We start from the raw sequence: 25823 nt of genomic DNA, 5'->3' as shown, positions 1-25823 counted from the left end.
CCGTCGACTTGCAGGGCATGAGCACGTTCAGCTACGCCGACGCGGTCAAGCTCATGGGCGCTTCGGAGCACAAACTCGTCAAGGCGCTCGACAAGGTGCTCGGCGGAGCCCTCCTGGCGGGTTCGGTGCTGGACGTGTTCGGCCTGCTGGGCTGGTTCGACGCCAAAGCGGACTTCATCAGGCTCTCCCACGAGTACGCGGTGAAGCTCTCGGAAAAGCACACCGGCCTCTCCCGCTACAGCCGCACCCAACGCCTGCACGCCGCACACACCATGGTCGTGCTGGCGTCGTTCTTCGAGGCCTTCGACGAGTCGGGCGTTCCAGCGGTCACGAAGGACCTGGCCCTTCGGCCGGACGGGGTGCTCCCGAAGGTGCCGATCGACTTGGTGGGCCTCGCCGACACCTCGGTGCCGTTGGTGACCCCCGAACTCCCGTACGAGGACAACCTCCAGGTGCTCGCGACCTACTACTCGGTCTTGACCACGGGAACGCGGTCGTTCCTGACCGGGCTCGCCGTGTGGGACTCCATGGACGACCGACAGCGGAACCTGCTCGACGGCCTCCCCGACGCCGCCCTCCGCCGGTACGAGGAGAACATCCGCAGACTCGCGGTCGACTGCCCGGAGTTCGCGTTCTGGTCCTCGCGGCAGGACCACCAGGCGACCCGTTCGGTCGTCAGGACCGCGTTGGAGGAGGTCGAACGCCTTCTCACGACGATGACCGTGGGCGGGCCGTCGGCCCTGCGGCGGACGGAACTCGCGGCGCGCTACCGGTCGGTGCTGGACCACCGGATCATCGAGCCCGACCAGGTGCCGGACGGGCTGGGCATCCCGCTGTTCCGCGACTGCTACATCGACCCGAGGTTCCAGGTCGGTAGACCTGCGTTCCCGGCTCAGGTGCTCTCCTGGCAGGTCTTCGACGTCCGCACCGACATCCACGACTTCTTCATCGGCCACCTGACATCCCCTGGCGCGACGCAGTCCCCCCTGCTCGTCCTCGGCGACCCCGGATCGGGGAAGTCGGCACTGACCAAGGTGCTGGCGGCCCGCCTGCCCGCAACGGATTTCACGCCCCTGCGGATCGAACTCCGCACCGCCCCCACCGAGGCGGACCTCCTCCAGCAGATCGAGCACGGCCTCCACGCCGCGCTGCACGAGAAGGTCGGCTGGGCCGAGTTCGCCAGGTCGGCCGACGGCGCGCTGCCGGTCGTGTTCCTCGACGGGTTCGACGAACTGCTCCAGGCCACCGGGGTGAGCCAGACCCGGTACCTGAAGAAGGTCGAGCGGTTCCAGCGCGAGAACGCCGACATGGGCAGACCGGTCGCGATCATCGTGACCAGCCGGATCGGCGTGGCGGACCGGGCCGTGATCCCCGAGGAAACGACGATCCTGCGGCTGTCGCCGTTCGACGGGGACCAGGCGGAGCGGTGGCTGCGGGCGTGGAACACCACCAACGCCCGCTACTTCTCGGCAGGCCTGTCCCCTCTCCCCGTGGACGTCGTGCTGGAGCACGCGTCCCTTGCCGAGCAGCCCCTGCTCCTCCTGATGCTCGCCCTGTACGACGCCGACGGCAACGCGTTGCAGCGCAACACGGGCACGATCGGCAAGGCCGAACTGTACGAACGACTCCTCATCCGGTTCGCTCGCCGCGAGATCACGAAGGACCGGGAGGAGCGGTCGGACGGGAACCTCGCCGAGGAGGTCGAGGAGGAACTCGAACGGTTGTCGATCGTGGCGCTGGCGATGTTCAACCGCGGCGTCCAGTGGATCAGGGAACACGAACTGGACCGCGACCTCACCTCGCTCCTGGGCGCCGAACCGCAGCGCGACGGGGTGCGCGAACCGCTGGGCGCGGGCGAAGCCGTGCTCGGCAGGTTCTTCTTCGTCCAGCGGGCGGAGGCGGTGCGGGACGAGAAGACGTTGCGCACCTACGAGTTCCTGCACGCCACCTTCAGCGAGTACCTGGTGGCCAGGCTGACCTGGCGCACACTGCGGGACCTGCTCCACGCGGAGCGGTCGACCTCCCGGTTGGCCCGCACCCGCGCGCTGGACGACAACGAGTTGCACAGTCTCCTGTCGTTCGCCCCGTTGACGGCTCGGCAGCCGGTGGTGCGGTTCCTGGAGGAGATGGCCGCGGCCGATCCGTCGCTGCGTGACGAGCTTTCCCCGTTGCTCGTCCGCGTGTTCCACGAGGCTCACCGGCACCGGCCCAAATCGGACTACGAGCCCGCTCCGTTGAGCACGCCGACCCGCTACGCGATGTACAGCGTGAACATCATGGTCCTCGCGGTGGTCGTGCACGGCGAACTGGCGGCCAGTCGTCTGGTGGGGATCGGCGACTGGGCGAGTCAGGCCCTGTTCTGGAGGTCGCAACTCCCCCAGCCCGCCTGGGTGGGCCTGATCGACACCATCGAGGTGACCAGGGTCGGGCAGGGCGCCGACCGGGACCTCGTGCTGCGTGTCGGCAGACTCGGCCGCACGGACCCCGAACCCGACCTGTCCTGGCACATGCTCCCGTTCAGCGCGCCCGACGTCTTCCCGTTCAAGCGGCACCGCGAGTCGAACTTCCTGTGCGACTTCCAGCTCAACCTCGACACCGACTCCCTCGAACCGTTCGACAACCCCCTTTGGCAGGTGATCGTCAGACTCGACGGGGTCAGCACGACCGCCGCGCGCGTGATTCTGCACCTGCTGCTCCGAGGCGCCTACGAAAACACGGCCCACGACCAGATGTGGGAGGCGTTGCGGTCCATGAGGCACATCCCCGACCTGTCGGGGCTGGTGGTCACGCTGCTGCGATCCGCGATCGACCTTGATCGGGTGCTGCCCGTGATGGTGCGGTCCTTCCCCTCCTTCGACATGACCGACCTCTTCTTCGACCGCTTGGGCCGAGGCGGCAACGACGATGAACTCTTGGCCCTCATGGCCACGGTCGACCTGCCCAGCGAAGGCCTCAACATCGCTGCCATCGATGCCGCCCTTCGTCTGCACGAGCAGGGCGACGAGCGGCTCGACGTGCGTACCGAACTGCTCGAAGCCGACCTGCACGCCCTCGCCGCCACCCGCCCCGACCTCGTCAAACGCGCCCGCTACGCCGCCCAGGAACAGGGCTGGTTCGACGACGTCACCTGGCCCTAGACCCGTCGGACCACGTGCAGCAGGTATTCCTTGCTGTCCAACGGGTTCCCGTCCGTCCGTGCCCTCTCCGGCGGCACGCCCACCACCTCCCGGTAGTTGTCGAACCGGCTCACCAGCACGCCGTCCCCGTGACTCACCCCCGGCAACGCCTGGGTGAACTCGCGCACCGTTCGCACCGGAATGGTGCCGTCGATCAGGCACGTGACGTCCTGGAACGCCACCGTGTCCGGCACCCCTCCCCACGCCGACAGCGCCGCCAGCACCGGCCCGGCGGTGTCCTCGGGCACCTCGACGTCGAAGTGCGCGACCGGCTCCATCACCGTGGTCCCGGCGCGTTTCAACGCTTCCATCAGCACCAACGGCGTCAGGTTGCGGAAGTCCGCGGCCACCGACACCGGGCTGGAGTACGCGACCTGGAACAGGGTCACGCGGACGTCGTGGACCGCCCAGCCGTGCAAGCCCTGGTCCAGGAAGGACATCACCGTCTCCTCGATCGCCTTGTGGAACGCCAGCGGCAGCGAGCCGAGTTCGACTTCGAGGCGGTAGGAACGGCCAGGAGAACGCTCCACCCGCAACCCGATCGTGGCGACGAAAGCGTTGCCCGGCCCCATTTCGTGCAGGGCCTTGCCCGCTCCCACCACGTGCTCGACGCACACGACGCTGGTCGGCGCGAAGTCGACGTCGATGCCGTCCTCCACGAGGAGGGTGTCGCGGATGACCTCCTTCTGCACCTCCCCGTACAGCGACACGACGATGTCCGCCCCGCGCCGCACGTTGATGAACGGGTCCTGTTCGGACAGCCGCACCAGCGCCTCGTACAGGCCCGGCGACGACGAGCGGACCACGGTCTCCAACGTCGGTGGCGCGAACAGCTGCCGGTCGCCAAGAGTCCGCGGAACCCCCACCTGGTCACCGATGCGAATCCCGCGCAACCCCCGCACCTTGGCGATGTCACCGGCACGAGCGACACCCTCCCGCGTGCGGGTGCCGTGCTGGAACACCGAAACGGAGGTCGTGCGACCGGTGAAGACCGAAGCGCCCCGGTGGTAGTCGACGGTGCTGCGGGCCTTCAACGACCCGGAGTGCATCCGCACGTACGCGGTGCCGTCGCGGTCGATCTTGAACACGGTCGCGCGCAGTCCGGTGCCCGCGGTGGCCGCCGGGAAGTAGCGGGTGATGCCGTCTACCAGCTCCGCCACGCCCGCGCCCGTCACGGCGGAACCGTGGAACACCGGGTGCAGTCGGCCCCGGAACGACTGCCGTGCCAGTTCCGCCTGGCAGTCCGCGTACGTCAACGCGGTGTCCAGGTACCGCGCGAGGAAGGTGTCGTCGTGCTCGGCCAGGTCGGCGGCGAAGCCGCGCGGCACCGGGCTCGCCGAGGGCGTGCCGAGGTCCGACACGGTGTTCATCGGCACGAGCGCCGAGGTCAACGGGCGGAGGTCCGGGTAGCGGGCGCCACGCCGGTCGACCTTGTTCACGAACAGGAGCACGGGCAGGCCGAGGCGCACCAGCGTGCGCATGAGCAGCCTGGTGTGGGCCTGGACGCCCTCGACCGCCGAGACGACGAGGACGACGCCGTCGAGCACGGCGAGGGCCCGTTCCACCTCGGAGATGAAGTCCGGGTGGCCGGGGGTGTCGATGAGGTTGACCTTGACGTCGCCGACGGTGAAGGTCACCACCGCCGAGCGGATGGTGATGCCGCGCTTGCGCTCGAGGTCGTTCGTGTCGGTCTGGGTGTCGCCGCGGTCGACGCTGCCCACGTGGTCGATGACGCCCGTGGCGTGCAGCAGCCGTTCGGTCAGGCTGGTCTTCCCGGCGTCAACATGGGCGAGGATCCCGATGTTCACGGTCTTCATGGCGTGCGTGTCCCCTGTGTTCGGTCTTCGGGTGCGGAACCGGCGCAACACAGGTCTTTCGGGACATGCCGTCACTTCCTCGAATCGGCGGCCAAAATTCGAAGGTAGCAACCGGGGGCAAGCGATTTACCAGCCTCGACGGGACGTGAGGTTCGCAACTTGTCGACCTGGACAAGGTCAGGATCCACCACGCCCCGGTTAGCCTGCCTGGAGTTGCCGCGATCCCAGGAGGTCACCGTGTCCGTGCTCGCCATCCCCCGCCGTGCGGTGCTGGCCGACTTCGTGCCCGGCTCGATCGCCAAGGACGTCGCCCTCGTCATCGGCGGCGCGGTGTTCACCGGCCTGGCGGCCCAGATCGCGTTCCCGGTCCCCGGCAGCCCCGTGCCGATCACCGGCCAGACCTTCGCGGCCCTGCTGGTCGGCGCGTCGTTCGGCTGGCAGCGCGGCGCGACGTCGATGCTCCTCTACTTGATCGCGGGCGTGGCGGGCGTGCCGTGGTTCCAGGGCGGCGCGTCCGGCGCCCCGGCGTCACTCGGCTACGTCGTCGGCTTCGTCTTCGCGGGCGCGCTGGTCGGCACCCTCGCGGGCCGCGGCGGCGACCGCACCCCGTTGCGCACCGTCGGCACGATGGCCCTCGGCAGCCTCACCATCTACGCCTTCGGCGTCCCGTGGCTGATGGCAGCGGCCAACCTCAGCCTGTCCAAGGCCCTCCAGGCAGGCGTCTTCCCGTTCCTCCTGGGCGACGCCCTCAAGGTCGCCCTGGCCGCAGGCCTCCTGCCTGCGACGTGGGCACTGGTGCGCCGGATCCGGTAGTACTCGTCGGGTGATCACCCGACGAGCCCTGGCCCACGCCACCCGCATCGACACCCACGCCCCAGGTCTCCTGACCGCACTCCACGTGACCGGCAGCCCCCTGCTGGACGACCACGTCCCCGGCGTCTCGGACCTCGACCTGGTAGGCGTCCTCTCCCGCACCCCAACCCCGGCCGACCTGACCGCACTGGCGGCTGCCCACACCGAGCCGGACGTCGACGCCGTCTACCTCCAGCAGGACGACCTGACCCGCCCCGCCACGGACCTGCCCCGCCCGTGGGGCAGGGACGGCACCCTGAACACCACGGACCCGGCCTACATCACCCCGGTCCTGTGGGACCAGCTGAACCGCTACTCCCTCACCGTGCGCGGCCCACGCCCACACACCCCCGTGACCAGGGAAGAAGTAGCGGACTACTGCCGCACCAACCTGGTCACGTACTGGCAGCCCCTGATCGACCAGCTGAGCGCCGCCCCCACCGCACCCACGGAAGCCATCCTCTGGGTAGGCACGGGCCCAGCCCGCCTCTGGCACACGATCCGCACCGGCGACATCGTCGGCAAGAGCCAGGCCTTGGCCCACGCAGCCACCCACTGGCCAGACCTGGCACGCCCCCTGCACGACATCGCGGAAGCCCGCCGCACCGGCTCCCCACTCACCTCCGACCACGCCACCGCAGCCGTGGAGCTGGGCAAACGCATCCTCACTTGCTAAGTGGCGGACCCCGCCGTATCGTCCGGGAAACAAACGGCGACCCCCGCCACTTAGTTTCCCGAGGAGCACCATGCCCGCACCAGTACTGGTCACCGGAGCCACCGGCCAACAGGGCGGCGCAACCGCCAGAGCCCTCTTGGCAGCAGGCATCCCCGTCCGCGCCCTGGTCCGCGACCCCACCACCACCCGCGCCAAAGCAGTGGAGGCCCAAGGCGCGGAACTGGTCACCGGCAACCTCAACGACCGCGACTCGGTGACCAAAGCAGCCCAAGGAGCCCGCGCGGTCTTCTCCGTCCAGATGCCCGCCTTCACCGGCAAGGACTTCGACTTCGAAGGCGAGGTAACCCAAGGAATCAACCTCATCGAGGCCGCGAAAGCAGCGGGCGTACCCCAGTTCGTCCACACCTCGGTCACGGGCGCGGGCCAACACACCGAAACCCCAGGCTGGTCCGAAGGCCGCTGGCCCACAGCAGAACCCTCCATGACCGCGAAGACGAAGATCCAAGACCACCTGCGCAAAGCCAACTTCCCCCGCTGGACCCTGCTCAAGCCAGGCATGTTCATGGAAAACTTCCTCCCCACCACAAAATACCTCTTCCCCAAAGGAATCAAGGCCGGCCTGATCACCGTCCTCAAGCCAGAAACACGACTGTCCCTAATCGCCGTACACGACATCGGCACAGCAGCAACAGCAGCAATCACCAACCCAGAAAAATTCCACCAGCTAGAACTAGAGCTAGCAGGCGACTACCTCTCCATGACAGAAATCGCCAAAACACTCTCCACCACCCTGAACATCCCACTAACAGCCCCCAACATGACCACAGAAGAGGCCCTAGCAGCCGGCATGCCCCCCATGGGCACCGCACTGGACCGCCTGAACGTCGCAGGCCAACCAGGCCGCCCGCACTACGCAACAGACCTGGGCATCCCCATCACCACCTTCGCCACCTGGGCAAAACAACACCTCACCACCTAAACCGAGCAAGACCGGCGACCACGCTGGAACCAGCAGCCGCACGCCACGGAACGTGGCCGATTTGACATGGGGATTTCGGCCTTAAACTGGTTGTCGGGCGGGACTCTTTATGGACCGCCTTTTGAGCCCGACCAAGGCCGAAATGAGGGATCCCCATGTCAAATCGGCCACAGCACGCTGGAAATCGCAGCCGCTGAAAGACCACGCTGACACCGGCAGCCGCTGACCCAACCACGCCAGCACAGGCAGCCAGCCAGCAGTGACCAGCGGTACCGACGGGCGATGGCTGCAATCAGCGGCCAACAGAGCGGGCAACGGCCGCGACAGGCAACCCATGGCTAGACGACGGCAAACGGGCAGCGACGGCATGCGGGCAGGCCAGGCAACCACCAACCAGCGGCCCACCCCCCAACCCGACCACTCCCACAAAACCGTCGGTCCCTCCGGGTACCTTCTCCGGTGTGCCCGCCAAGACCGCCATCCCCGACACCCGCACTCTCCTAGCCACCGCCGTCACTTCGGTGGGCGGAGCCGAGCGCTCGGGTCAGGTGGAGATGGCCGAGGCTGTCGACCACTCGATCCGCACCGGCGAGCACCTCGCCGTCCAGGCGGGCACCGGCACCGGGAAGTCGTTGGCCTACCTGGTCCCTTCCCTCCGCCACGCCGTGGCCGAGGAAGCGACCGTCGTCATCTCCACGGCCACCATCGCCCTCCAGCGCCAGCTCGTGGACCGCGACCTCCCCCGCCTCGCCAAGGCCCTCAAGCAGGAACTCGGCCGCGAACCGAACTTCGCGATCCTCAAGGGCCGCCGCAACTACCTGTGCATGCACCGCCTGCACTCCGGCGCCCCCGAGGAACCCGACGACGGTGCTCTCTTCGACCCGTTCGCCGTCTCCCGCCTAGGCCGCGAGGTCAAGCGCCTCCACGAGTGGTCGTCGGAAACCGAGACCGGCGACCGCGACGAACTCGTCCCCGGCGTCACCGAGCAGGCCTGGAAGCAGGTCTCCGTCACGGCCCGCGAGTGCCTGGGTGTCGCCAAGTGCCCCATCGGTGTCGACTGCTTCGCCGAACGGGCCCGCGCGGAGGCGGGCAAGGCCGACGTCGTCGTCACCAACCACGCGATGCTCGCGATCGACGCCATCGAGGGCTTCCAGGTCCTCCCCGAGCACGACGTCGTCGTGATCGACGAGGCCCACGACCTGGTGGACCGGGTGACCTCCGTGGCGACCGAGGAGTTGAGCGCGGCCGCCATCGCCGCCGCCGCCCGGCGGTGCGGCAGGCTGATCGACCAGGACGTCGCCGACCGCATGGCCGAGGCCAGCGACGGTCTCGCGATGCTCCTCGAAGACCTCCCCGTCGGCCGCATGGACGCCCTGCCGCGCCCTCTCGCGGGTACCCTCGCGGCGATCCGCGACGCCTCGCACGCGTGCATCTCCTCGCTGGGCCCGGAGCGCAAGGAGGACGTCGAGGGCAGCACCAACCGCAAGCTCGCCCTGTCCCTCCTCGAAGAGGTGCACGACGGCGCGGTGCGCATCCTGGACGCGTTCGACGAGGAGCGCGACGTCGTCTGGGTGTCCGGCGACTTCGCCGACCGGGGCCGCGCGCCGACCCTCCGGGTGGCTCCCCTCGGCGTCGGCGGTCTCCTGCGCGAGAAGCTGTTCGGCAAGCGCACCACCGTGCTGACGTCGGCGACCCTCACCCTGGGCGGCACGTTCGACACCCTGGCCCGCCAGTGGGGCCTTCCCGCGTCGTCGCAGAACCGCAAGGCCGAGGGCACGGCCACCGACAAGGAACCCCCGTCTGACTCGGCCCCCATCCGCTGGACGGGTCTGGACGTCGGCTCACCGTTCCAGCACGGCAGCAGCGGAATCTTGTACGTGGCAAGGCATCTGCCGCCTCCGGGCCGCGACGGCCTGCCACCGTCCTACCTGGACGAGATCGAGGGCCTCGTCAACGCGGCGGGCGGCCGCACCCTGGGCCTGTTCTCGTCCATGCGCGCCGCGAAGAACGCCGCGGAAGCGTTGCGGGACAAGGTGGAGTACCCGATCTTCTGCCAGGGCGACGACGCCACCGGCCAGCTGGTGAAGAAGTTCTCCGACGACCCGCGCAGCTGCCTCTTCGGCACGCTCTCGCTGTGGCAAGGCGTGGACGTCCCCGGCCCGTCGCTGCAACTCGTGATCATGGACCGGATCCCGTTCCCCCGCCCCGACGACCCGCTGGCCTCCGCCCGCCAGAAGGCCGTCTCCGAACGCGGCGGCAACGGCTTCCTCACGGTCGCGGCGACGCACGCCGCCCTGTTGCTCGCGCAGGGCGCGGGCCGTCTGCTCCGCTCGATGAACGACAAGGGCGTCGTCGCCATCCTCGACCCGAGGCTCGCGACCGCCCGCTACGGCGGCTTCCTCCGGGCGTCCCTGCCCCCGTACTGGACCACCTACGACCCCGAGGTCGTCCGGGCGGCCCTCAAGCGGCTCGACGCGGCGGCGGACGCCTAACCGTCGACCAGCAGGCCGCGCAACGGTCCCTGCAACCGAGCCGCCCGGCGGGACACGCTGGGCAGCTCGGTCAACCGCCCCGGCCCGTCCATGGCGGGCCGCCAGATCCGGTCGACCACCTCGGCCGGGTTCCCGTCGATCTCCCGCACCGGCAGTTGCAGGTGCTCCGACCACAGCCGCAGCCGCGTCTCCCGCGCCACCGCCGGGTCGTCGGTCACGACGTTGACCTCGGTGTCGTTGAACAGCGAGTGCTCGTTGAGGTTCGCCGACCCCACGGTGAGCCAGCGGTCGTCGACGATCCCCAGCTTGGCGTGCACGTACACCTGCGTGGTGCGGTCGCCGTCGTGCGTGTGGATCGTGGACGCGACCAGCCGTCGGCCGCCGTCGTCGGCGTCGAGCAACCGCCCCAGCTGGCCCCTGGTGGTGTCCGAGCCGTTGCTCGGTTTGCGCGGCAGCACCAGCACCACGCGGAAGTCGTCGTTCGGCGGGTTCTTCAGCTTGTCGATCAGGACCTCGGCGACCTCCGGCGACCAGAAGAACTGGTTCTCCAGGTACACCAGGCGTTCCGCGCTGCGCAGCGCCCGCAGGTACGCGTCGAGGATGCTGAACTCGCCGCGCGGGGCGAAGTCGTAGTTCCGCTCCGGCACCGTCCGCACCACCTGCACCGACGACGTCCCGACCGGCTCCCGCACCACGGGTTCCGGCAGCGACTGCCCGGCCACCTCGGTCCACCGGCTGCGGAAGTGCTCGGCCACGTCCGCCACGACCGGGCCCTCCAGCCGCGAGCTGTGGTCGTGCCAGCCGATCGGCCGCTCCGCCGGGTGCTCGTGGCTGTCGTGCCGGTCGCCCTCCAGGTCGGTGAAGTCGATGCCGCCGACGAACGCGATCTCGTCGTCGATGATCACGATCTTCTCGTGGTGGCAGTGCATCGACCGTTCACGGGAGTCCAGCACGCACTGCACCGCGCTGTTCTCGGTGAACGCCTTCTGGTTGCCCAGCACGCGTTTGCGGGTCGGCTCGAACATCGGCACCGGCGGACCCGCCCACAGCAGCAGCCGGACCGGCACCCGGTCCGCCACGGTCGTGAGGAGTTCGCTGAACGTCGGCTCGCCCGGCTCCCGGCTCAGCTTGAAGTGCGGGCTCGCGTGCCAGCTCGCGATGTGGACGTGGGACTTGGCCCCCTCGATCGCCTTGGCGATGACCGGGAGGGCCTCCGAGCCGTCCAGGAGCACCCGGATGCGGTTGCCGTGCCGGACGGGGGCGCGAGGCGAGAACCACCCCGTCGCGCCCGATCCGAGCACCTCGCCCCAGCCGAGCTTCGTCAGCCGCCGGTCGTGGTGAGCGCTCAGCACGCTCTCCAGCCGGTCACCCAAGCGGTCGTCGAGCGTGTCGAAGAGGCCCACACCTCGTCTTTACCCCGATCCGGACCGGTCAAACCCCCGGCCACTCCGCGACGACCGTCGTCGTGCCCGGCTCGACCTCGGTGAACCCGGCGTCCCGCACCGCCACCGCGCCCGCGTCCAGCAGCGCCTGCCACTTCTCCACCGACGGCGTGCGCACGGCGGTCCGGAAGTCGTTGGCGGCCCAGGACTTCAGTCGCTCCTCGGACAGCGTCGGCGCGAGCAGCATCGTGCCGTGGCCGACCTGCGCCGCGGCCTTGCCCGCCGTCATCGGCACCTTCGGGTTCAGCCACAGCACCGGCGTGTCCGCGGGCACCGGCCCCGGCTCGTCGTTCGGCAGTTCGCTGCCGGAGATCTGCAACCGCGTCAACTCCTTCGGCGCCGCCACGACCAGCCCCGGCACGAGCGCACGGGCCTCAGCGCCGTCCACCGAGATCGTCACGCCGGGCAACGCCTGCACGGCCTCCCAGTGCGCGCCACGGGCCCGCCGCGACACCTTGCGGATCCGGCCGTGGATCCACGTCACGACCTCGTCGTGCCACTCCCCCTCGGGCTCGGCCCTCGGGTCGAGGCAGACCGCGATGGCCGCCGCCGCGGCGGCCTCCAGGATCGCCGTCCGACTCGGCGGCTCGGCCCGTTCGATGCGCAGCACCACGGGCATCGCGCGCACCAGCGCGGGGTCTTCCTCGTCGGTCGAGTAGCTGCGGCCGACCAGCAGGTCCAGCACCTCGTTCACGGCCGGACCAGTTCCAGGCCGTCGGCCGCGTCGGCGGCCTCCACCTCGCCCCTGGTCACGCCCAGCACGAACAGCACGGCGTCCAGGAACGGGTGCGACAGCGCCGTGTCGGCGACCTCGCGCAGCGCGGGCTTGGCGTTGAACGCCACCCCGAGGCCCGCCGTGCCGAGCATGTCGATGTCGTTCGCGCCGTCGCCGACCGCCACGCACTGCGCGAGCGGCACGTCGACCTCCTCGGCGAACCGGCGCAGCGCCACGGCCTTGCCCGCCCGGTCGACCACCTCGCCGACGACCCGGCCGGTCAGCTTCCCGTCCACGATCTCCAGCTCGTTCGCCGCGCAGAAGTCCAGGTCCAGGTCCTCGACCAGGCCCTTGATGACCCTGGTGAACCCGCCGGACACCACGCCGCAGCGGAAGCCGAGGCGCTTGAGCGTGCGGACCGTCGTGCGCGCGCCGGGCGTCAGCTCCAGGTTCGCGCCGACCTCGTCCAGCACCTCCTCCCGCAGCCCCTCCAGCAGGGCCACGCGGCGGCGCAGCGACTCGGTGAAGTCCAGCTCGCCGCGCATGGCGGCCTCGGTGATGTCGCGGACCTTGTCCTCGCACCCGACGTGCGCGGCCAGCATCTCGATCACCTCGCCCTGGATGAGCGTGGAGTCGACGTCGAACACGACCAGCCGCTTCGCCCGCCGGGCCAGACCCGCGCGCTCCACGGCCACGTCCAAGCCCACCCGCACCGACACGTCGGCGAGCGCGGACCTCAGCTGGGCGTCGCTCTCCTCGGTGTCCTCGGCGACCGAGACGCGCAGCTCGAGACCCGTCACCGGGTAGTCCGCCACGCCGCGGATCGCGTCGATGTTCACGCCGAGCGACGCCAGCCTGCGCGCGACCTCGGTGAACGCCCGCGCGGTCACCGGGCGGCCCAGCACGATCAGCACGTGGCTGGACTCCAGCCGCGCGGTCCGCCGCGAGTCCGCGCCCAGCTCGATCTCCACCTGCATGGACACCGTCGCCATGGCCTGCTCGACGGCCTCCTGGAGGCCCTCGGGGTCGTGGTCGGCCTCGACGAGCACCCCGAGCACCAGCCGACCGCGGATGACGACCTGCTCCACGTCGAGCACGTCGACGCCGTGGCGCGTCAACACCGCGAACAGCACCGAGGACACCCCCGGTTTGTCCGGTCCCGTCACCGTGATCAGCACTGGCGTGGCCTTGGCCATGGTCACTGAACTCCTCCGGAATGCGAAGAGCCCCGACAGCCGGATTGGCTGTCGGGGCTCGACGGTGAACCTGCGTTCAGGTTACTTGTGGTCGGGCTCGGCAGCGCCCGCCGCCGTACCGGATTCCACGACGTTCGTCGCCATCTCGGACAGAGCCGGGGTGGCCTTGTCGTGCGGGATGGTCTTGCCGGTGAACGTCACGTGCGCCTCGTTGTGGATGCGCTCGATCATGTGCGGGTAGTGCAGCTCGAACGCCGGGCGCTCGGAGCGGATCCGGGGCAGCTCGGTGAAGTTGTGCCGCGGCGGCGGGCAGGAGGTCGCCCACTCCAGCGAGTTGCCGAAGCCCCACGGGTCGTCCACGGTCACGACCTCGCCGTACCGGTAGCTCTTGAAGACGTTCCAGATGAACGGGAGCGTCGAGGCGCCGAGGATGTACGCGCCGATCGTGGAGATCGTGTTCAGCGTGGTGAAGCCGTCGCTGGCCAGGTAGTCGGCGTACCGGCGCGGCATGCCCTCGTTGCCCAGCCAGTGCTGGACGAGGAACGTCGCGTGGAAGCCGAGGAACGTGGTCCAGAAGTGCAGCTTGCCGAGCGGCTCGTCGAGCATCCGGCCGGTGATCTTCGGGAACCAGAAGTAGATGCCCGCGAACGTGGCGAACACGATGGTGCCGTAGAGCACGTAGTGGAAGTGCGCGACGACGAAGTACGTGTCCGAGACGTGGAAGTCGATCGCCGGGGCGGCCAGCAGGACGCCGGACAGACCACCGAAGAGGAACGTCACGATGAAGCCGATGCTGAACAGCATCGGGGTCTCGAAGGTCAACTGCCCCTTCCACATCGTGCCGATCCAGTTGAAGAACTTCACGCCGGTCGGGACCGCGATGAGGAACGTCATGAACGCGAAGAACGGCAGCAGGACCGCGCCGGTGGCGTACATGTGGTGCGCCCACACGGCCACGGACAGCGCCGCGATGCCCAGCGTCGCGTAGACGAGGCCGTTGTAGCCGAACACCGGCTTCCGGCTGAACACCGGGAAGATCTCCGACACGATGCCGAAGAACGGCAAGGCGACGATGTAGACCTCCGGGTGGCCGAAGAACCAGAAGAGGTGCTGCCAGAGGATCACGCCGCCGTTGGCCGGGTCGAACACGTGCGCGCCGAGGTGCCTGTCGGCCAGCAGGCCCAGCAGGGCCGCGGTCAGGATCGGGAACGCCAGCAGCACGAGGATGCTCGTCACCAGGATGTTCCAGGTGAAGATCGGCATGCGGAACATCGTCATGCCGGGCGCGCGCAGGCAGACCACCGTGGTGATCATGTTCACCGCGCCGAGGATCGTGCCCAGACCACCGATGACCAGGCCCGCGATCCACAGGTCGGCGCCGACGCCGGGCGAGTGGATGGCGTTGCTCAGCGGGGTGTACGCGAACCAGCCGAAGTCGGCGGCGCCGCCGGGCGTCACGAAGCCCGACATCACGATCAGGCCGCCGAACAGGTACAGCCAGTACGAGAAGGCGTTGAGCCGCGGGAACGCCACGTCGGGCGACCCGATCTGCAACGGCAGGATGAAGTTGGCGAACCCGAACACGATCGGGGTCGCGTAGAGCAGCAGCATCACCGTGCCGTGCATGGTGAACAGCTGGTTGTACTGCTCGCTGGACAAGAACTGCATTCCAGGCTGAGCCAGCTCGGTGCGGATCAGCATGGCCATCGCGCCGCCCACCATGAAGAAGGCGAACGAGGTGACGAGGTAGAGAATGCCGATCTGCTTGTGGTCCGTGGTGCGGAACATCCGCAGCAGGAACGAACCCTTGACCGCTTCGCGCGCCGGGAAAGGACGCGTAGCGATCGGCTGCGGGGCTACGGCCGTCACGGTGCCTCCTGCACTGTTCACCTACATGGTGGCCTTGGTGGGACCAACGTCGTTCGGGCGCCATCGAACGGCGTGGACCGCCCAGTGGCTCACCGGATCGTAGACCGCGCTATCGGCGGGGACATGTCGGGGGATGACCACCCGGCACGCGCGTAGCCCAGGTCACACCTGCTCGGCGGGTAAGGTCCACTCGTGCTCACACGGGGCTTGGTGGTGCTCGCGCTGCTCTTCGGCGTGCTGTCCATGCACCAGCTCGTGAGCCCCGAGCCCGCCCACGCGGCCTCCACTGTGGAGATGTCCACCGTGGATCCGATGCCGCCGGAGCACCAGGAGCACGACGGCGACCTGCACCTGTGCGTCGGACTGGTGGTCACGGCGCTGGGCCTGCTGGCGCTGCGCCTGGCCCGCGGCGGTGTCCCGACGGGCACGCCCGCCGCCCCGACACCGGTCGTCACCTGGTCCCGCGAGTGTCCGCGACGGCCTCCGGACCTGTCCCGGTTGTGCGTGCTGCGGCTATAGGAGCCACCCGCTCCCAGCCCCTCAGCACCTACTCCGAACAGGACGGATCCATGCGCACCGCGTTCCTCGGCGCGGCCATCACGGCCGCGCTCCTCACCCTGACCGCCTGCGGCTCGACCAACGCCGCCGACGTCGCGTTCGCCCAGAAGATGATCCCGCACCACGCCCAGGCCGTGGAGATGGCGGGGATGGTCGACGGCCGCACCACGAACCCCGAGGTCGTGGCCTTGGCGGCGGACATCGAGAAGGCCCAGCAGCCCGAGATCGACACCCTCACCGGGTGGCTCAAGGCGTGGGGCGAGCCCGTCGAGGCGGGCCACGCCGGGCACGACATGGCCGGGATGGTCGACACGGCCGCGTTGACCGGTCTGAAGGGCGCGGACTTCGACCGCGCCTGGCTGACCGGGATGATCGAGCACCACAAGGGTGCCCTGGAGATGGCGAACCAGCAGCTCGCGGCGGGCTCCGACGGTGACGTCAAGGAGTTCGCGGCGCACGTGTTCGCCGCTCAGACGGCCGAGATCGACAAGATGACGGCTCTGCTGGCCAAGAGCTGAGCGAAGGGGGCCCGCCAGACTCGGCGGGCCCCCTTTCCGCTTCTTAGGCGACAGCGGTCACGGCGGCGACGATCAGCGCGGTGACCTCCTCCGGCCGGGACACGGCGATGGAGTGCGACCCGCCCTCGACCTCGATGGTCGTGGCGCCGAGGCGCTTCGCGGCGGCGCGCTGGGAGTCCGGGTCGATGGCGTGGTCGGCGGTCGCGACGGCGAACCACGACGGCAGCTTCTTCCACGCCGGCTCGACGCCCAGCGGCTCGCCGAGCGCGCCCTGCGCCACCGGGCGCTGGCTGACGGCGGCCGTGGCGTTGAACTCGGCGGGCAGGTCCGCGCCGAACACGCTGGAGAAGGCGTCGAGGCGGATCGTGAACTCGGTGTCCGTGCCCTCGGCGGTCGGGAACTGGTGCGGCACGAGCGAGGTGCCCAGCTCGACCTCCGGGAAGCCCTCCACGGAGCCGAGCGCGCTGACGCCCTGGTCGACGCCGAACGAGGCCACGAACACGAGGCCCTTCACGTTCTCCGCCTTGGAGCCGGCGTGCGTGATGACCGGGCCGCCGTAGGAGTGGCCGACGAGGACGACGGGGCCGTCGATCTGGTTGACGACGCTCGCCACGTAGTCGCCGTCGTAGGTGAGGCCGCGGAGCGGGTTGCTCACGGCGAGCGACTCGATCCCCTGCGCCCGGAGGCGCTCGACGACCGGAGCCCAGCTGGAGCCGTCCGCGAACGCGCCGTGGACCAGGACGACGGTGGGGTTGGTGCTCATCTTCGCTCTCCTTCGGGTCGGTGCTGCTGGAACCGAACCTAGCGGACGTTTAACTTGTGTGCAAGTTACTTTTGCTCCAACTACTGGCGTACGTGGCATTATGGGAGGACCTGGAAGGGGTGCCCCATGACCACGACACCGGAAGACCGCACGTCCGCCGTGGACGACCTGCTCTGCTTCGCGCTCTACGCGGCGTCCAGGGCGGTCACCGCCGCCTACCGGCCGCTGCTCCAGGAGTTGGGCCTGACCTACCCGCAGTACCTGGTGATGGTGGCCCTCTGGGAACGCGACTCCCTGCCCGTGAAGGACCTGGGCGACACCCTCCAGCTCGACTACGGCACCCTGACGCCGCTGCTCAAGCGCCTGGAGGCGGCGGGCCTGATCACCCGCCAGCGCCGCGCCGACGACGAGCGCTCGGTCCAGATCGGCCTGACGGCAGAAGGCTCGGCGATGCGCACCGCGAGCAGCGGCATCACCACCGCGATCGGCGAGGCGATGGGCCTCCCGCAGGCGGAGGTCGACCGGCTGCGCGGCTCGCTGCGCCACCTCACCGCCAACGTCACCAGCCGTGGATGAGGTGCGGGCAGCGGTAGCGCTGGCGGCGTCGTTCGGCGTCCGCTCGACCAACCCGGTGGTGCTCCGTGACGCGAGCAACCTGCTCGTCCACCTCCGGCCCGCACCGGTCGTGGCCCGAATCGCCACGGCCACCGCCGCGGCCCGCCCGGACGTGGTCGAGCACTTCCGCCGGGCCGTGGCGGTGACGGAACACCTGGCGGGTCGGGGCGTGCCGGTGGTCGGACCATCGCCCGAACTCCCCGCGGGCCCGTTCACCCGTGACGGCGTGGTGGTGAGCTTCGCCGAGCACGTGGTCCACGACCCGACGTGGGTCCCGACCGACTTCGCTCACCGGTTGGCCGACCTCCACGCCGAACTGCTTTCTTACCCCGGCCCCCTGCCGGAACGCCTCCCGCTGACCGACCTCGACCGGATCATCGACCGCTGGACCCGCCCGGCGTCGGAGTTGGCCGCGTTCACCACCGAACGGGACGCACTCGTGGCTTCCTGGCCTGCCCTGGACGTCCAACCGCTGCACGGCGACGCCCACCCCGGCAACCTGCTGCTGACCCCACGGGGCCCGGTGTGGAACGACTTCGAGGACACCTGGAGCGGCCCGGTCGAGTGGGACCTGGCGTGCCTCGCTCTGACGAGCCGCTTGGACGGAGTAGCCGCGGCACGCGAATACCCGCTGGTGAACGACCCGACCTTCTGGCTGCGACTGCGGAAGCTGCACGTGGCGGGGTGGCTGACGGTGCTGGAACGCCGCTTCGACCGGTACCGGGAAGCCGCGGACGCGGCCCTGCTCTGACCGACCTTTGCACAACCCGAACATTCGCCGCACGGTGCGCTCATCGGCACAGGTCACAGTTCTCCCCATGACCACATGGACTCGAATCATCGCCGTCGCGGGCAGCTCCGCGGTACTGGGACTCGCGCTGACCGGCATCGCCAGCGCCGACGAGACCCCGACGGGCCCCGCGCCCATGACGATCAGCGCCGACCAGGTGAAGAAGCGCTGCGAGGAGCGGGTGCCGAAGATCGAGTCGCAGATCAAGGCCGCGACCGACCGGATCAACGGGGACGCGAACACGCGCGGTTCCACGAAGTGGCTGGAGGCGCAGGCCAAGGCGGCTCGGGACGCGGGCAAGGAGGCCAAGGCGAAGCTGTTCGACGCGCGCAAGGACCTGCGCGGGGAGAAGCTGACCAAGCTGTCCGACGCGCAGAAGCGGATCGACACCTTCCAGTCCGAGCACTGCAACTACCCCGGTGGCACGAAGTGAGAGCGCTGGCCGTCGTCTTCACGCTGATGGCCGCGGTGGGGCTGGCCGGGTGCCAGGACGAGGCGACGCCGCAGACCGGCAACCCGGACGGTGAGCTGAGCAGCATCGAGTCGACGCTGAACGGCATCGAGGCCGATCTCGACCAACCGTGACAGCATGGCCCACCGTGCAACCGGACCAGTCTGCCCGCGGCCTCGTGCTCGTGGTCGAGGATGAGCGCGCGATCTCCGACCTGATCTCGCTCTACCTGCGCCGGGACGGTTTCGGCGTGCACGTCGAAACCGACGGGGTGGCGGCGCTGGCCGCCGTGCGCAGGCTCAAGCCCGTGGCCGTGCTGCTGGACGTGGGGCTGCCGGGCATGGACGGGGTCGAGGTGTGCCGCACAATGCGGACCGCGGGCGACTGGACACCGGTGCTGTTCGTGACGGCGCGGGACGACGAGGTGGACCGCGTGCTGGGTCTGGAACTGGGGGCCGACGACTACGTGACGAAGCCGTTCAGCCCGCGCGAGTTGGCCGCTCGCGTGCGCACCGTGCTCCGGCGCGGCGCGCACGCGAGCACGCCCGAACAGGTGGTGGGCGCGATCCGGCTGGACGCCGAACGCCGCCGGGTGTGGGCGGGCGGCGACGAGGTGCCACTGACGTCCACCGAGTTCGAACTGCTCGCACACCTGATGCGGCATCCGGGTCGGGTGTTCGAGCGCGAACAGCTGCTCAGCGCGGTGTGGGGCTACGCGGCGGTCGCGGGCACCCGCACGGTCGACGTGCACGTCGCCCAACTGCGGGCGAAGCTCGGCGCGCACAGCCCGATCCGCACCGTGCGCGGCGTCGGCTACTCGGTGGAGGCCCCGTGAACACCAGGCAGCCGGGTCCGACCACCGCCCCTCGCCTCCGGCTGCCTGCCACTGGGCCAGCACTCCGACATACGGGGATACGCAGTGCCCAGCCCAGGCACCCGCATGGCCGCCCCGCACCCGGCCCGACCACGAGTAGAAGTCGGACCGGTTCACGGGGTCGACCACCCGGCGGAGGCACCGTGGAGACCAAGCAGCCAGGCCCGACCACCGCACCACACCTCCCGGCCTCCGGACTCGCGGCACCGCCCAACGCCGCAGCACCCAGCCCAGATGCCCGTGTGGCCGTCCCGCTCACGGCCCGACCACGGGTGGAACTCGAACCGGTTCGTGGGCTCGGCTACTCGGTGGTGGGCCTGTGAAGACGAGCCTGGCGGGGCGGATCACCGCGATGTGCCTGCTCGTCACGGGGATCGCGGTGCTCGTCGCCGGGTCGGTGTCGGTGCGGTTGGTGGTGAACACCGCGCGGGAGGTCAGTCGTACGGCGTTGGCCCACCAGGCCGACACGGCGGCGGACCAGCTCGGGGAGGTCCCGCGTGGGCGGGTCATCGACGTGTTGCAGGGGCAGGGGATCTCCGTGGTGCGGATCGGTGTCGGCGGTGGTCTGCGCGGGGACGCGGTCGCCGTGCAGGCGGTGCGCGACACGGGGCGCAAGAGCGGGGTCGCGGGCGGCTGGATCGTGGAGGCGCGCGACCGGTTCGCTCTGGTCCAGAAGGCCGATTACGGGGCCGAGACCACGACCAAGCTGATTCGCAACATCGCCTTGGCACTCGGGTTCGGGCTGCTGGTCGCCGCGGTGGCCGGGCTGCTGCTGGGGCACCTGCTGTCCCGGCCGTTGCGCCGGACGGCCGGGGTGGCGTTGGCGATGAGTTCCGGCAGACGTGACCTGCGCGCGCCCGAGCACGGGCCGGTCGAGGTCGCCGAGGTGGCGGAGGCGGTGAACGGCCTGGCGGACGCGTTGCAGCGCAGCGAGTCCCGCCAGCGCGAGTTCCTGCTGTCGGTCTCGCACGAACTCCGAACCCCTCTCACGGCGGTGATCGGGTTCTCCGAATCGCTGGCGGACGGGGTCGTGACCGGCTCGGACGTGGTGGACGTCGGCCGGACCATCCAGGAGGAGTCGCGCCGCCTGGACCGCCTCGTGTCCGACCTGCTGGACCTGGCCCGCTTGGGAGCGGATGATTTCCGGTTGGACATCGCGTCGGTGGACCTGGTGCCGGTGGTGCGGTCGGCCGCCGACGTCTGGCACGCCCGGTGCGCGGCGAAGGGGGTGGTGTTCACGCTGGAGGTCCCCGAGGCTCCCGTCGTGGTCTCGACGGACGCCCGGAGGATCCGCCAGGTGCTGGACGGACTGCTGGAGAACGCGGTCCGCGTGACACCCGCCGGTCGAGTGGTGGTGCTGTCGCTCGGGTCGGTGCTCCAGGTGCGCGACGGAGGGCCGGGACTGTCCGAAGAGGACTACGCGATCGCGTTCGACCGGGGAGCGTTGCACGCCAAGTACTCGACGACCCGACCGGTGGGAACCGGGGTCGGGTTGGCGCTGGTGCACGGCTTGGTGACGAGACTCGGCGGCACGATCACCGCCGGACCCGCCGACGAGGGCGGGGCTTGTTTCACGATCACGTTGCCGAGTGGGGTGTGAGTTGGAAGCGCTGTGGGACAACGCGGTTCGGGTACTCGGTGGGGTACCGAGGCCAACGGACCTGTGCGAGCGGTACACGGAGCCGCACCGCGGCTACCACAACGCCGACCACGTGCGACAGGTGGCCCGCGACGCCGCCCTGCTGTGCGACGGGGTCGGCGAACGGGAACTGGCGGTGGTGACGCTGGCCGCGCTGGCGCACGACGTCGTGTACGACGGGAAGCCCGGCGATGACGAACGGCGCTCGGCGGAGTGGGCTCGCGATCAGCTGACGGCGGCCGGGGTCGCGGAGGGGGACGTGGCGCGGGTCGAGGAGCTGGTGCTGGCCACGATGGCGCACGAGGCTCCCGCCGAGGATTTGCTGGCCGCGGTGCTGCTCGACGCGGACCTGGCGGTGCTGGGATCGGACCCGATCGGTTACGAGCGGTACCGCGTGGCGGTGCGGTTGGAGTACTCGCACGTGCCGGAGGACGTCTGGAAGGTGGGGCGGACCGCCGTGTTGCGCTCGTTGGTCGGCCGCCCGTCGCTGTACCTGACGGAGCAGGCTCGGCGGCAGTGGTCCGGAAAGGCTCGGCGGAACTTGGCCGCCGAGTTGGCTTCCCTCGTGTGAGCCGCGCGATTTCGGCTCTGCTTGCTCCCCGTCGGACCGCGCGGCGACATCGGGAGCCATGCCCGCGCCGAGAACACGACCGACGGGGGGACCACCTCGTTCCCGGCCTCAAGCGAGGTCGTCCCTCCCGAGCAGGGCCTCGAGCGCGGAGTGGATCGGGAATTCCCGGAAGTAGAAGTGCCGCCCCGGAAAGTGGTGGATCGTGAACTCCCCCGTCGTGAGGTCCCCCCACGGTTCGACTTGGCCGACGGTCACCACGTCGCCGTCGGCGACGAACGCGTCGACCGGCATCCCCAGGGGTTCTCCCGGCCGGTAGTCATACCCCTCGAGCAACGCGAGATCCGCGCGGAGCGCGGGCAGCACGAGGGCGATGACGTCCGAATCGGCCGCGATCTCCGAGGGGATCCCGTCGTAGGAATCGGTGAGCACCTCGAGCAGTTCACCGTCCGGCAGGGTGTGCCAGTCCGACCGACCGCGAGGCACGCTCGGCGCCGAGTGGGCGGACACGATCAGCCTCTCCGGCTGCGGACGACCGCGTTCTCGTAGTTCACGGGCCGTCTCGAAGGCCAACAACGCGCCCAAGCTGTGCCCGAAGAGGACGAACGGGGGTTCGAACTCGGTGTCGTCCACCAGCGAGCCGACCAGCGGGCCGAGGTCGGTGAGTGCGGGTTCCGCCAGCCGCGGCCCCCTGCCCGGCAGGCTCATCCCGCGCACCTGGACTCCCGGCAGGTGCCCACCCCACCGCACGTACTCGCCCGCGAGTCCACCGGAGTGGGGGAAGCAGTACAGGTTCACCCTCGGCCGGTCCTTGATCCGCTTGCCGACGGTCCAACTCGCCCGGCGCTCCGTCACGGTGCGACCCGCCGGGCGCCGGTCGAGGTCGCGACGCGCTCCTCGATCACGTCGGCCAGCGCTTCGGCCGTACCGCTCCTGATGATGTCGGCGACGGACAGGTCGACGGAGAACTCGGATCGGCCCCAAGCGGCTATCTTGGCCGCCACCAGCGAATCCCCGCCCAGGTCGAAGAAACCGTCGTCGGCCTCGACGTCCGGCACGCCCAGCGCGCGGGCGAACGCGGCCAGCACCCCGGACAGGACCGCGGACCGGGATTCGACCGGGCCGTGGTCTTCGGGCCCCGGACCGGCCTGCGCGGACTCGTGGATCCGCGTGGCGACGCCCTGCGCGGTTCCCGTCGTCCGCTCGACAGGCTCGACGAAGTAACGGCGCCGCTGGAACGGGTAGGTGGGCAGGAGCACCCGGCCGCGCCTCTCATCCCGGTGCAGCGCCGACAGGTCGACGCGCCCTCCCGCCGCCCACACCCGCCCCACACCGGTGAGCAGCGCGGCCGGATCGGAGGTCTCCTCGGCCGGGTGGGGCGTCATGGCGAACACCGGGTGGTCGTCGCCGTCGCCGAAGGACGGGTGACGGCGGACGAGGGACGACAAGGTCCTGCCCGGCCCCAGGTCGACGAGCACGTGGCCCCGGTCCGCGAGCAGGGTCGCCAGGACCCCGTCGAACCGCACCGGGCGGCGCAGGTGGTCGACCCAGTACGCACGGGTGGCGATCACGTCCGGCTCGATCCGGTCGCCGGTGACGTCCGAGAGGATCGGCACCTCGGGCTCGTGCAGGTCGATGCCGCCCAGGAACTCGCCGAAAGCGGGCAGGACCGGGTCCACCAAGGGCGAGTGACCTGCGGTGGAGATGCGCAGTCGACGCACCTCGACCCCCCGTAGACCCTGTTCGGCGACGAACGCGGCGACCAGGCCCACGGGCCCGGTGACGGTGCACTGACCCGGACCGTTGACCGCCCCCACGCTGAGGCCTTCGGGCAGCATCGGGGTCACCTCCGGCTCCGGCAGGCCCACCGCGGCCATGGCGCCCGCCGGGATGGTGGTGAGCAGTCGACCGCGCTCGACCACCGCGCGGATCGCGTCAGCGGGTGAGAAGACCTTCGCGGCGCAGGCGGCGGCGTAGGCGCCCAGGCTGTGGCCGGTCACCTCGGCGGGCGACAGCCCCCAGGACAGCAGAAGGCGGGTCAGGGCGTGCTGCACCGCGAACACGGCGGGCTGCCCGACGGCGATCAGGGCCAAGCGCTCGGCCGCGACGGCCTCTGCCCTCTCGTCCTCCGGGAACAGGACCTCCCGCAGATCCAGGCCCAACGGTCCAGCGGCGACTTCGGCGACCTCGTCGAGGTGGTGGCGGAACACGGGCTCTTGGTCGTACAGGCCCTTCGCCATGCCCACGTGCTGCGCTCCCTGGCCCGCGAACAGGAAGACCGCGTCCCGACCGACGCGATCGGTGGCGCCGGTGTGAGCGGCGCCCGCGCTCAGACCGGTGATCGCCTCGGCGGGGTTCCCGGCCACCACGAATCGGCGATGCGGGTGGTGATCGCGGCCGTCGCGCAACGTCCACGAGACGTCGGCCAGGTCCTGGTCCGGTCGTTCGCGCAGCCATCCCGCCAGTTCCCGGACCGCGGTGTCGGCCGCGTCCGCCGTCTTCGCCGACAGGGGGACCAGCTGGTGGGTCCGCTCGGTGGGGGTTGGTGGACGCGCGGGCGCCTGGGCCACGACGACGTGCGCGTTGGTGCCGCCCAACCCGAGCGAGTTGACCCCGGCGACGCGCGGTCCACCCGCATCGGACCACGTCGTCAGGGTGTCGTTGACCACGAACGGGGAGGAGGTGAAGTCGATCGCCGGGTTCGGGCGGCGGTAGTGGAGGCTGGCGGGCACCTCGCCGTGTTCCACCGCGAGCACCGCCTTGATCAGGCCGACGACCCCCGCCGCCGCGTCGGCGTGGCCGATGTTCGTCTTCACCGAGCCGATCCGGCAGAAACCGCGCCGGTCCGTGCTGTCCCGGAAGGCCGTGGTCAGCGCGGCCACCTCGACCGGATCGCCGAGCGGGGTCGCCGTGCCGTGCGCCTCGACGTACCCGATCTCGTCCGCCCGGACGCCCGCGACCAGGTGTGCCGCTCGGACGGCTTCGGCTTGGCCGGTCACGCTCGGCGCCGTGAACCCGACCTTGCCGCGACCGTCGTTGTTCACCGCCGAGCCCCGGATCACCGCGTGGACGTGGTCCCCGTCGGCGAGCGCGTCGGCCAAGGGCCGCAACACCACGACGCCTGCCGCACTGGCGTTCACGGTTCCGGCGGCACTCGCGTCGAAGGCCCGGCAGCGCCCGTCCGGCGAGATCACTCCGCCCGGCGTGTAGCGCGATCGAGGAACCGAGGCGACCACGCTCGCCCCTCCCGCCACGGCCAGGTCGCAGTCACCCGCGAGCAGGGCGGAGACGGCGACGTGCACGGCGACCAGCGACGTGGAGCAGGCGGACTGCACCGAGACGGCGGGGCCGGTGAGCCCGAGGTGGTAGGCGATCCGCGTGGTCAGGAAGTCCAGGTCGTTGCCCTGGCCGATCTGCCACTCGTCGACGAAGGGCAGTTCGTCCACCCTCAGCCGCAGGTGTTCGCCGTAGCGGGTGCTGGAGCCGCCTGCGAACACCCCGGTCCTCGGCCGCCCCGGCCCGCCGTGCCCCGCGCGTTCCAGCGCCTCGTGCGCGCACTCCAGGAGCACCCGCTGCTGGGGGTCGACGACCAGCGCGCCCTGGGGCGAGTAGTCGAAGAAACCCGCGTCGAAGTCGGCCGCGCCGTCCAGGACGCCGAAGGCGGGCGTGTAGTCCGGGTGCGCGGGATCCCCGTGCTCGGGCAAGCGCGTGGTGGACTCGCGGCCCGCGCGCAGGTTCTCCCAGAACCGCTCGATCGTGGACGCGCCGGGAAAACGCCCGGCCATGCCGATGACGGCGACGAATCCGCTTTCGTCGGTTCCAGTGGGCACGTC

The 25823-nt window shown here is 70.3% G+C and carries 22 protein-coding genes; 14 read left to right on the top strand and 8 right to left on the bottom strand.

Annotated elements, in window-relative coordinates:
- Positions 1-17: 17 nt before the first annotated feature.
- Positions 18-3137: an NACHT domain-containing protein gene (locus ACFWW9_RS17795; protein WP_390378342.1), complete on the top strand. Its 3120-nt coding sequence runs from the start codon at positions 18-20 to the stop codon at positions 3135-3137.
- Here the strand turns inward: ACFWW9_RS17795 and ACFWW9_RS17790 are convergent.
- Entirely contained in the window at positions 3134-4993 is a 1860-nt protein-coding gene (locus tag ACFWW9_RS17790) for a GTP-binding protein (protein ID WP_390378339.1), read from the bottom strand. The two genes, ACFWW9_RS17795 and ACFWW9_RS17790, sit on opposite strands and share 4 nt — an antisense overlap.
- Before the next feature lie 237 nt (positions 4994-5230).
- Between ACFWW9_RS17790 and ACFWW9_RS17785 the strand changes: the two genes are divergently transcribed.
- The 4 genes from ACFWW9_RS17785 to ACFWW9_RS17770 all read left to right on the top strand — a co-directional run bounded on the left by ACFWW9_RS17785 (position 5231) and on the right by ACFWW9_RS17770 (position 9992).
- Positions 5231-5806, top strand: a complete 576-nt coding sequence (locus ACFWW9_RS17785) for a biotin transporter BioY (protein ID WP_390378336.1) — start codon at positions 5231-5233, stop codon at positions 5804-5806.
- 10 nt (positions 5807-5816) lie between these two features.
- The gene (locus ACFWW9_RS17780) at positions 5817-6521 is read left to right on the top strand and encodes a hypothetical protein (RefSeq protein ID WP_390378333.1); all 705 of its coding nucleotides are present in this window, start codon (positions 5817-5819) and stop codon (positions 6519-6521) included.
- A gap of 70 nt (positions 6522-6591) precedes the next feature.
- On the top strand, positions 6592-7500 hold the full coding sequence (locus ACFWW9_RS17775; protein WP_390378330.1) for an NmrA/HSCARG family protein: 909 nt from the start codon (positions 6592-6594) through the stop codon (positions 7498-7500).
- Between the two features lie 461 nt (positions 7501-7961).
- The gene (locus ACFWW9_RS17770) at positions 7962-9992 is read left to right on the top strand and encodes an ATP-dependent DNA helicase (protein ID WP_390378327.1); all 2031 of its coding nucleotides are present in this window, start codon (positions 7962-7964) and stop codon (positions 9990-9992) included.
- Here the strand turns inward: ACFWW9_RS17770 and ACFWW9_RS17765 are convergent.
- From ACFWW9_RS17765 to ctaD, 4 genes are all read right to left on the bottom strand, one after another.
- Positions 9989-11395, bottom strand: a complete 1407-nt coding sequence (locus ACFWW9_RS17765; RefSeq protein WP_390378324.1) for a phosphatidylserine/phosphatidylglycerophosphate/cardiolipin synthase family protein — start codon at positions 11393-11395, stop codon at positions 9989-9991. The genes ACFWW9_RS17770 and ACFWW9_RS17765 overlap by 4 nt on opposite strands.
- A gap of 28 nt (positions 11396-11423) precedes the next feature.
- Entirely contained in the window at positions 11424-12128 is a 705-nt protein-coding gene (locus ACFWW9_RS17760) for a peptidyl-tRNA hydrolase (RefSeq protein WP_390378322.1), read from the bottom strand.
- The gene (gene serB, locus ACFWW9_RS17755; protein WP_390378319.1) at positions 12125-13345 is read right to left on the bottom strand and encodes a phosphoserine phosphatase SerB; all 1221 of its coding nucleotides are present in this window, start codon (positions 13343-13345) and stop codon (positions 12125-12127) included. The genes ACFWW9_RS17760 and serB overlap by 4 nt, the downstream gene beginning before the upstream one ends.
- 81 nt (positions 13346-13426) lie before the next feature.
- Complete coding sequence (ctaD, locus tag ACFWW9_RS17750; protein WP_390378316.1) at positions 13427-15214, bottom strand: cytochrome c oxidase subunit I; 1788 nt, start codon at positions 15212-15214, stop codon at positions 13427-13429.
- A 192-nt stretch (positions 15215-15406) separates the two neighbouring features.
- Here ctaD and ACFWW9_RS17745 point away from each other — a divergent pair, with 192 nt between their 5' ends.
- The gene (locus tag ACFWW9_RS17745) at positions 15407-15733 is read left to right on the top strand and encodes a DUF6153 family protein (protein ID WP_390378313.1); all 327 of its coding nucleotides are present in this window, start codon (positions 15407-15409) and stop codon (positions 15731-15733) included.
- A 50-nt stretch (positions 15734-15783) separates the two neighbouring features.
- Positions 15784-16290 (top strand): DUF305 domain-containing protein, encoded by a 507-nt coding sequence (locus ACFWW9_RS17740; RefSeq protein ID WP_390378310.1) that lies wholly within the window; start codon positions 15784-15786, stop codon positions 16288-16290.
- Between the two features lie 43 nt (positions 16291-16333).
- Here the strand turns inward: ACFWW9_RS17740 and ACFWW9_RS17735 are convergent, their stop codons facing one another.
- Positions 16334-17053: an alpha/beta fold hydrolase gene (locus ACFWW9_RS17735; RefSeq protein ID WP_390378307.1), complete on the bottom strand. Its 720-nt coding sequence runs from the start codon at positions 17051-17053 to the stop codon at positions 16334-16336.
- 126 nt (positions 17054-17179) lie between these two features.
- On the opposite strand from ACFWW9_RS17735, the gene ACFWW9_RS17730 reads away from it, so the two are divergent.
- The 7 genes from ACFWW9_RS17730 to ACFWW9_RS17700 all read left to right on the top strand — a co-directional run bounded on the left by ACFWW9_RS17730 (position 17180) and on the right by ACFWW9_RS17700 (position 21993).
- Complete coding sequence (locus ACFWW9_RS17730; protein WP_390378304.1) at positions 17180-17629, top strand: MarR family winged helix-turn-helix transcriptional regulator; 450 nt, start codon at positions 17180-17182, stop codon at positions 17627-17629.
- Positions 17622-18419: a phosphotransferase family protein gene (locus ACFWW9_RS17725; protein WP_390378301.1), complete on the top strand. Its 798-nt coding sequence runs from the start codon at positions 17622-17624 to the stop codon at positions 18417-18419. Before ACFWW9_RS17730 ends, ACFWW9_RS17725 begins: the two co-directional genes overlap by 8 nt.
- 67 nt (positions 18420-18486) lie before the next feature.
- Positions 18487-18891: a hypothetical protein gene (locus tag ACFWW9_RS17720; RefSeq protein ID WP_390378298.1), complete on the top strand. Its 405-nt coding sequence runs from the start codon at positions 18487-18489 to the stop codon at positions 18889-18891.
- Complete coding sequence (locus ACFWW9_RS17715) at positions 18888-19043, top strand: hypothetical protein (RefSeq protein ID WP_390378296.1); 156 nt, start codon at positions 18888-18890, stop codon at positions 19041-19043. The genes ACFWW9_RS17720 and ACFWW9_RS17715 overlap by 4 nt, the downstream gene beginning before the upstream one ends.
- Before the next feature lie 14 nt (positions 19044-19057).
- Entirely contained in the window at positions 19058-19744 is a 687-nt protein-coding gene (locus ACFWW9_RS17710) for a response regulator (RefSeq protein ID WP_390378293.1), read from the top strand.
- Positions 19745-20102: 358 nt separating this feature from the next.
- Positions 20103-21383: a sensor histidine kinase gene (locus tag ACFWW9_RS17705; RefSeq protein ID WP_390378290.1), complete on the top strand. Its 1281-nt coding sequence runs from the start codon at positions 20103-20105 to the stop codon at positions 21381-21383.
- 112 nt (positions 21384-21495) lie between these two features.
- A complete protein-coding gene (locus ACFWW9_RS17700) occupies positions 21496-21993 on the top strand; it encodes a hypothetical protein (RefSeq protein WP_390378286.1) in 498 nt (165 codons plus the stop codon).
- A 108-nt stretch (positions 21994-22101) separates the two neighbouring features.
- On the opposite strand, the gene ACFWW9_RS17695 is transcribed toward ACFWW9_RS17700, so the two are convergent.
- Together ACFWW9_RS17695 and ACFWW9_RS17690 are read right to left on the bottom strand one after the other, a co-directional pair.
- Positions 22102-22845 (bottom strand): thioesterase II family protein, encoded by a 744-nt coding sequence (locus ACFWW9_RS17695; RefSeq protein WP_390378283.1) that lies wholly within the window; start codon positions 22843-22845, stop codon positions 22102-22104.
- The gene (locus ACFWW9_RS17690) at positions 22842-25820 is read right to left on the bottom strand and encodes a type I polyketide synthase (RefSeq protein ID WP_390378280.1); all 2979 of its coding nucleotides are present in this window, start codon (positions 25818-25820) and stop codon (positions 22842-22844) included. The genes ACFWW9_RS17695 and ACFWW9_RS17690 overlap by 4 nt, the downstream gene beginning before the upstream one ends.
- Positions 25821-25823 lie beyond the last annotated feature (3 nt).

It is taken from the genome of Umezawaea sp. NPDC059074 (assembly GCF_042738955.1).
Classification (GTDB): Bacteria; Actinomycetota; Actinomycetes; order Mycobacteriales; family Pseudonocardiaceae; genus Umezawaea.
This window is presented reverse-complemented; position numbering and strand designations above follow the sequence as displayed.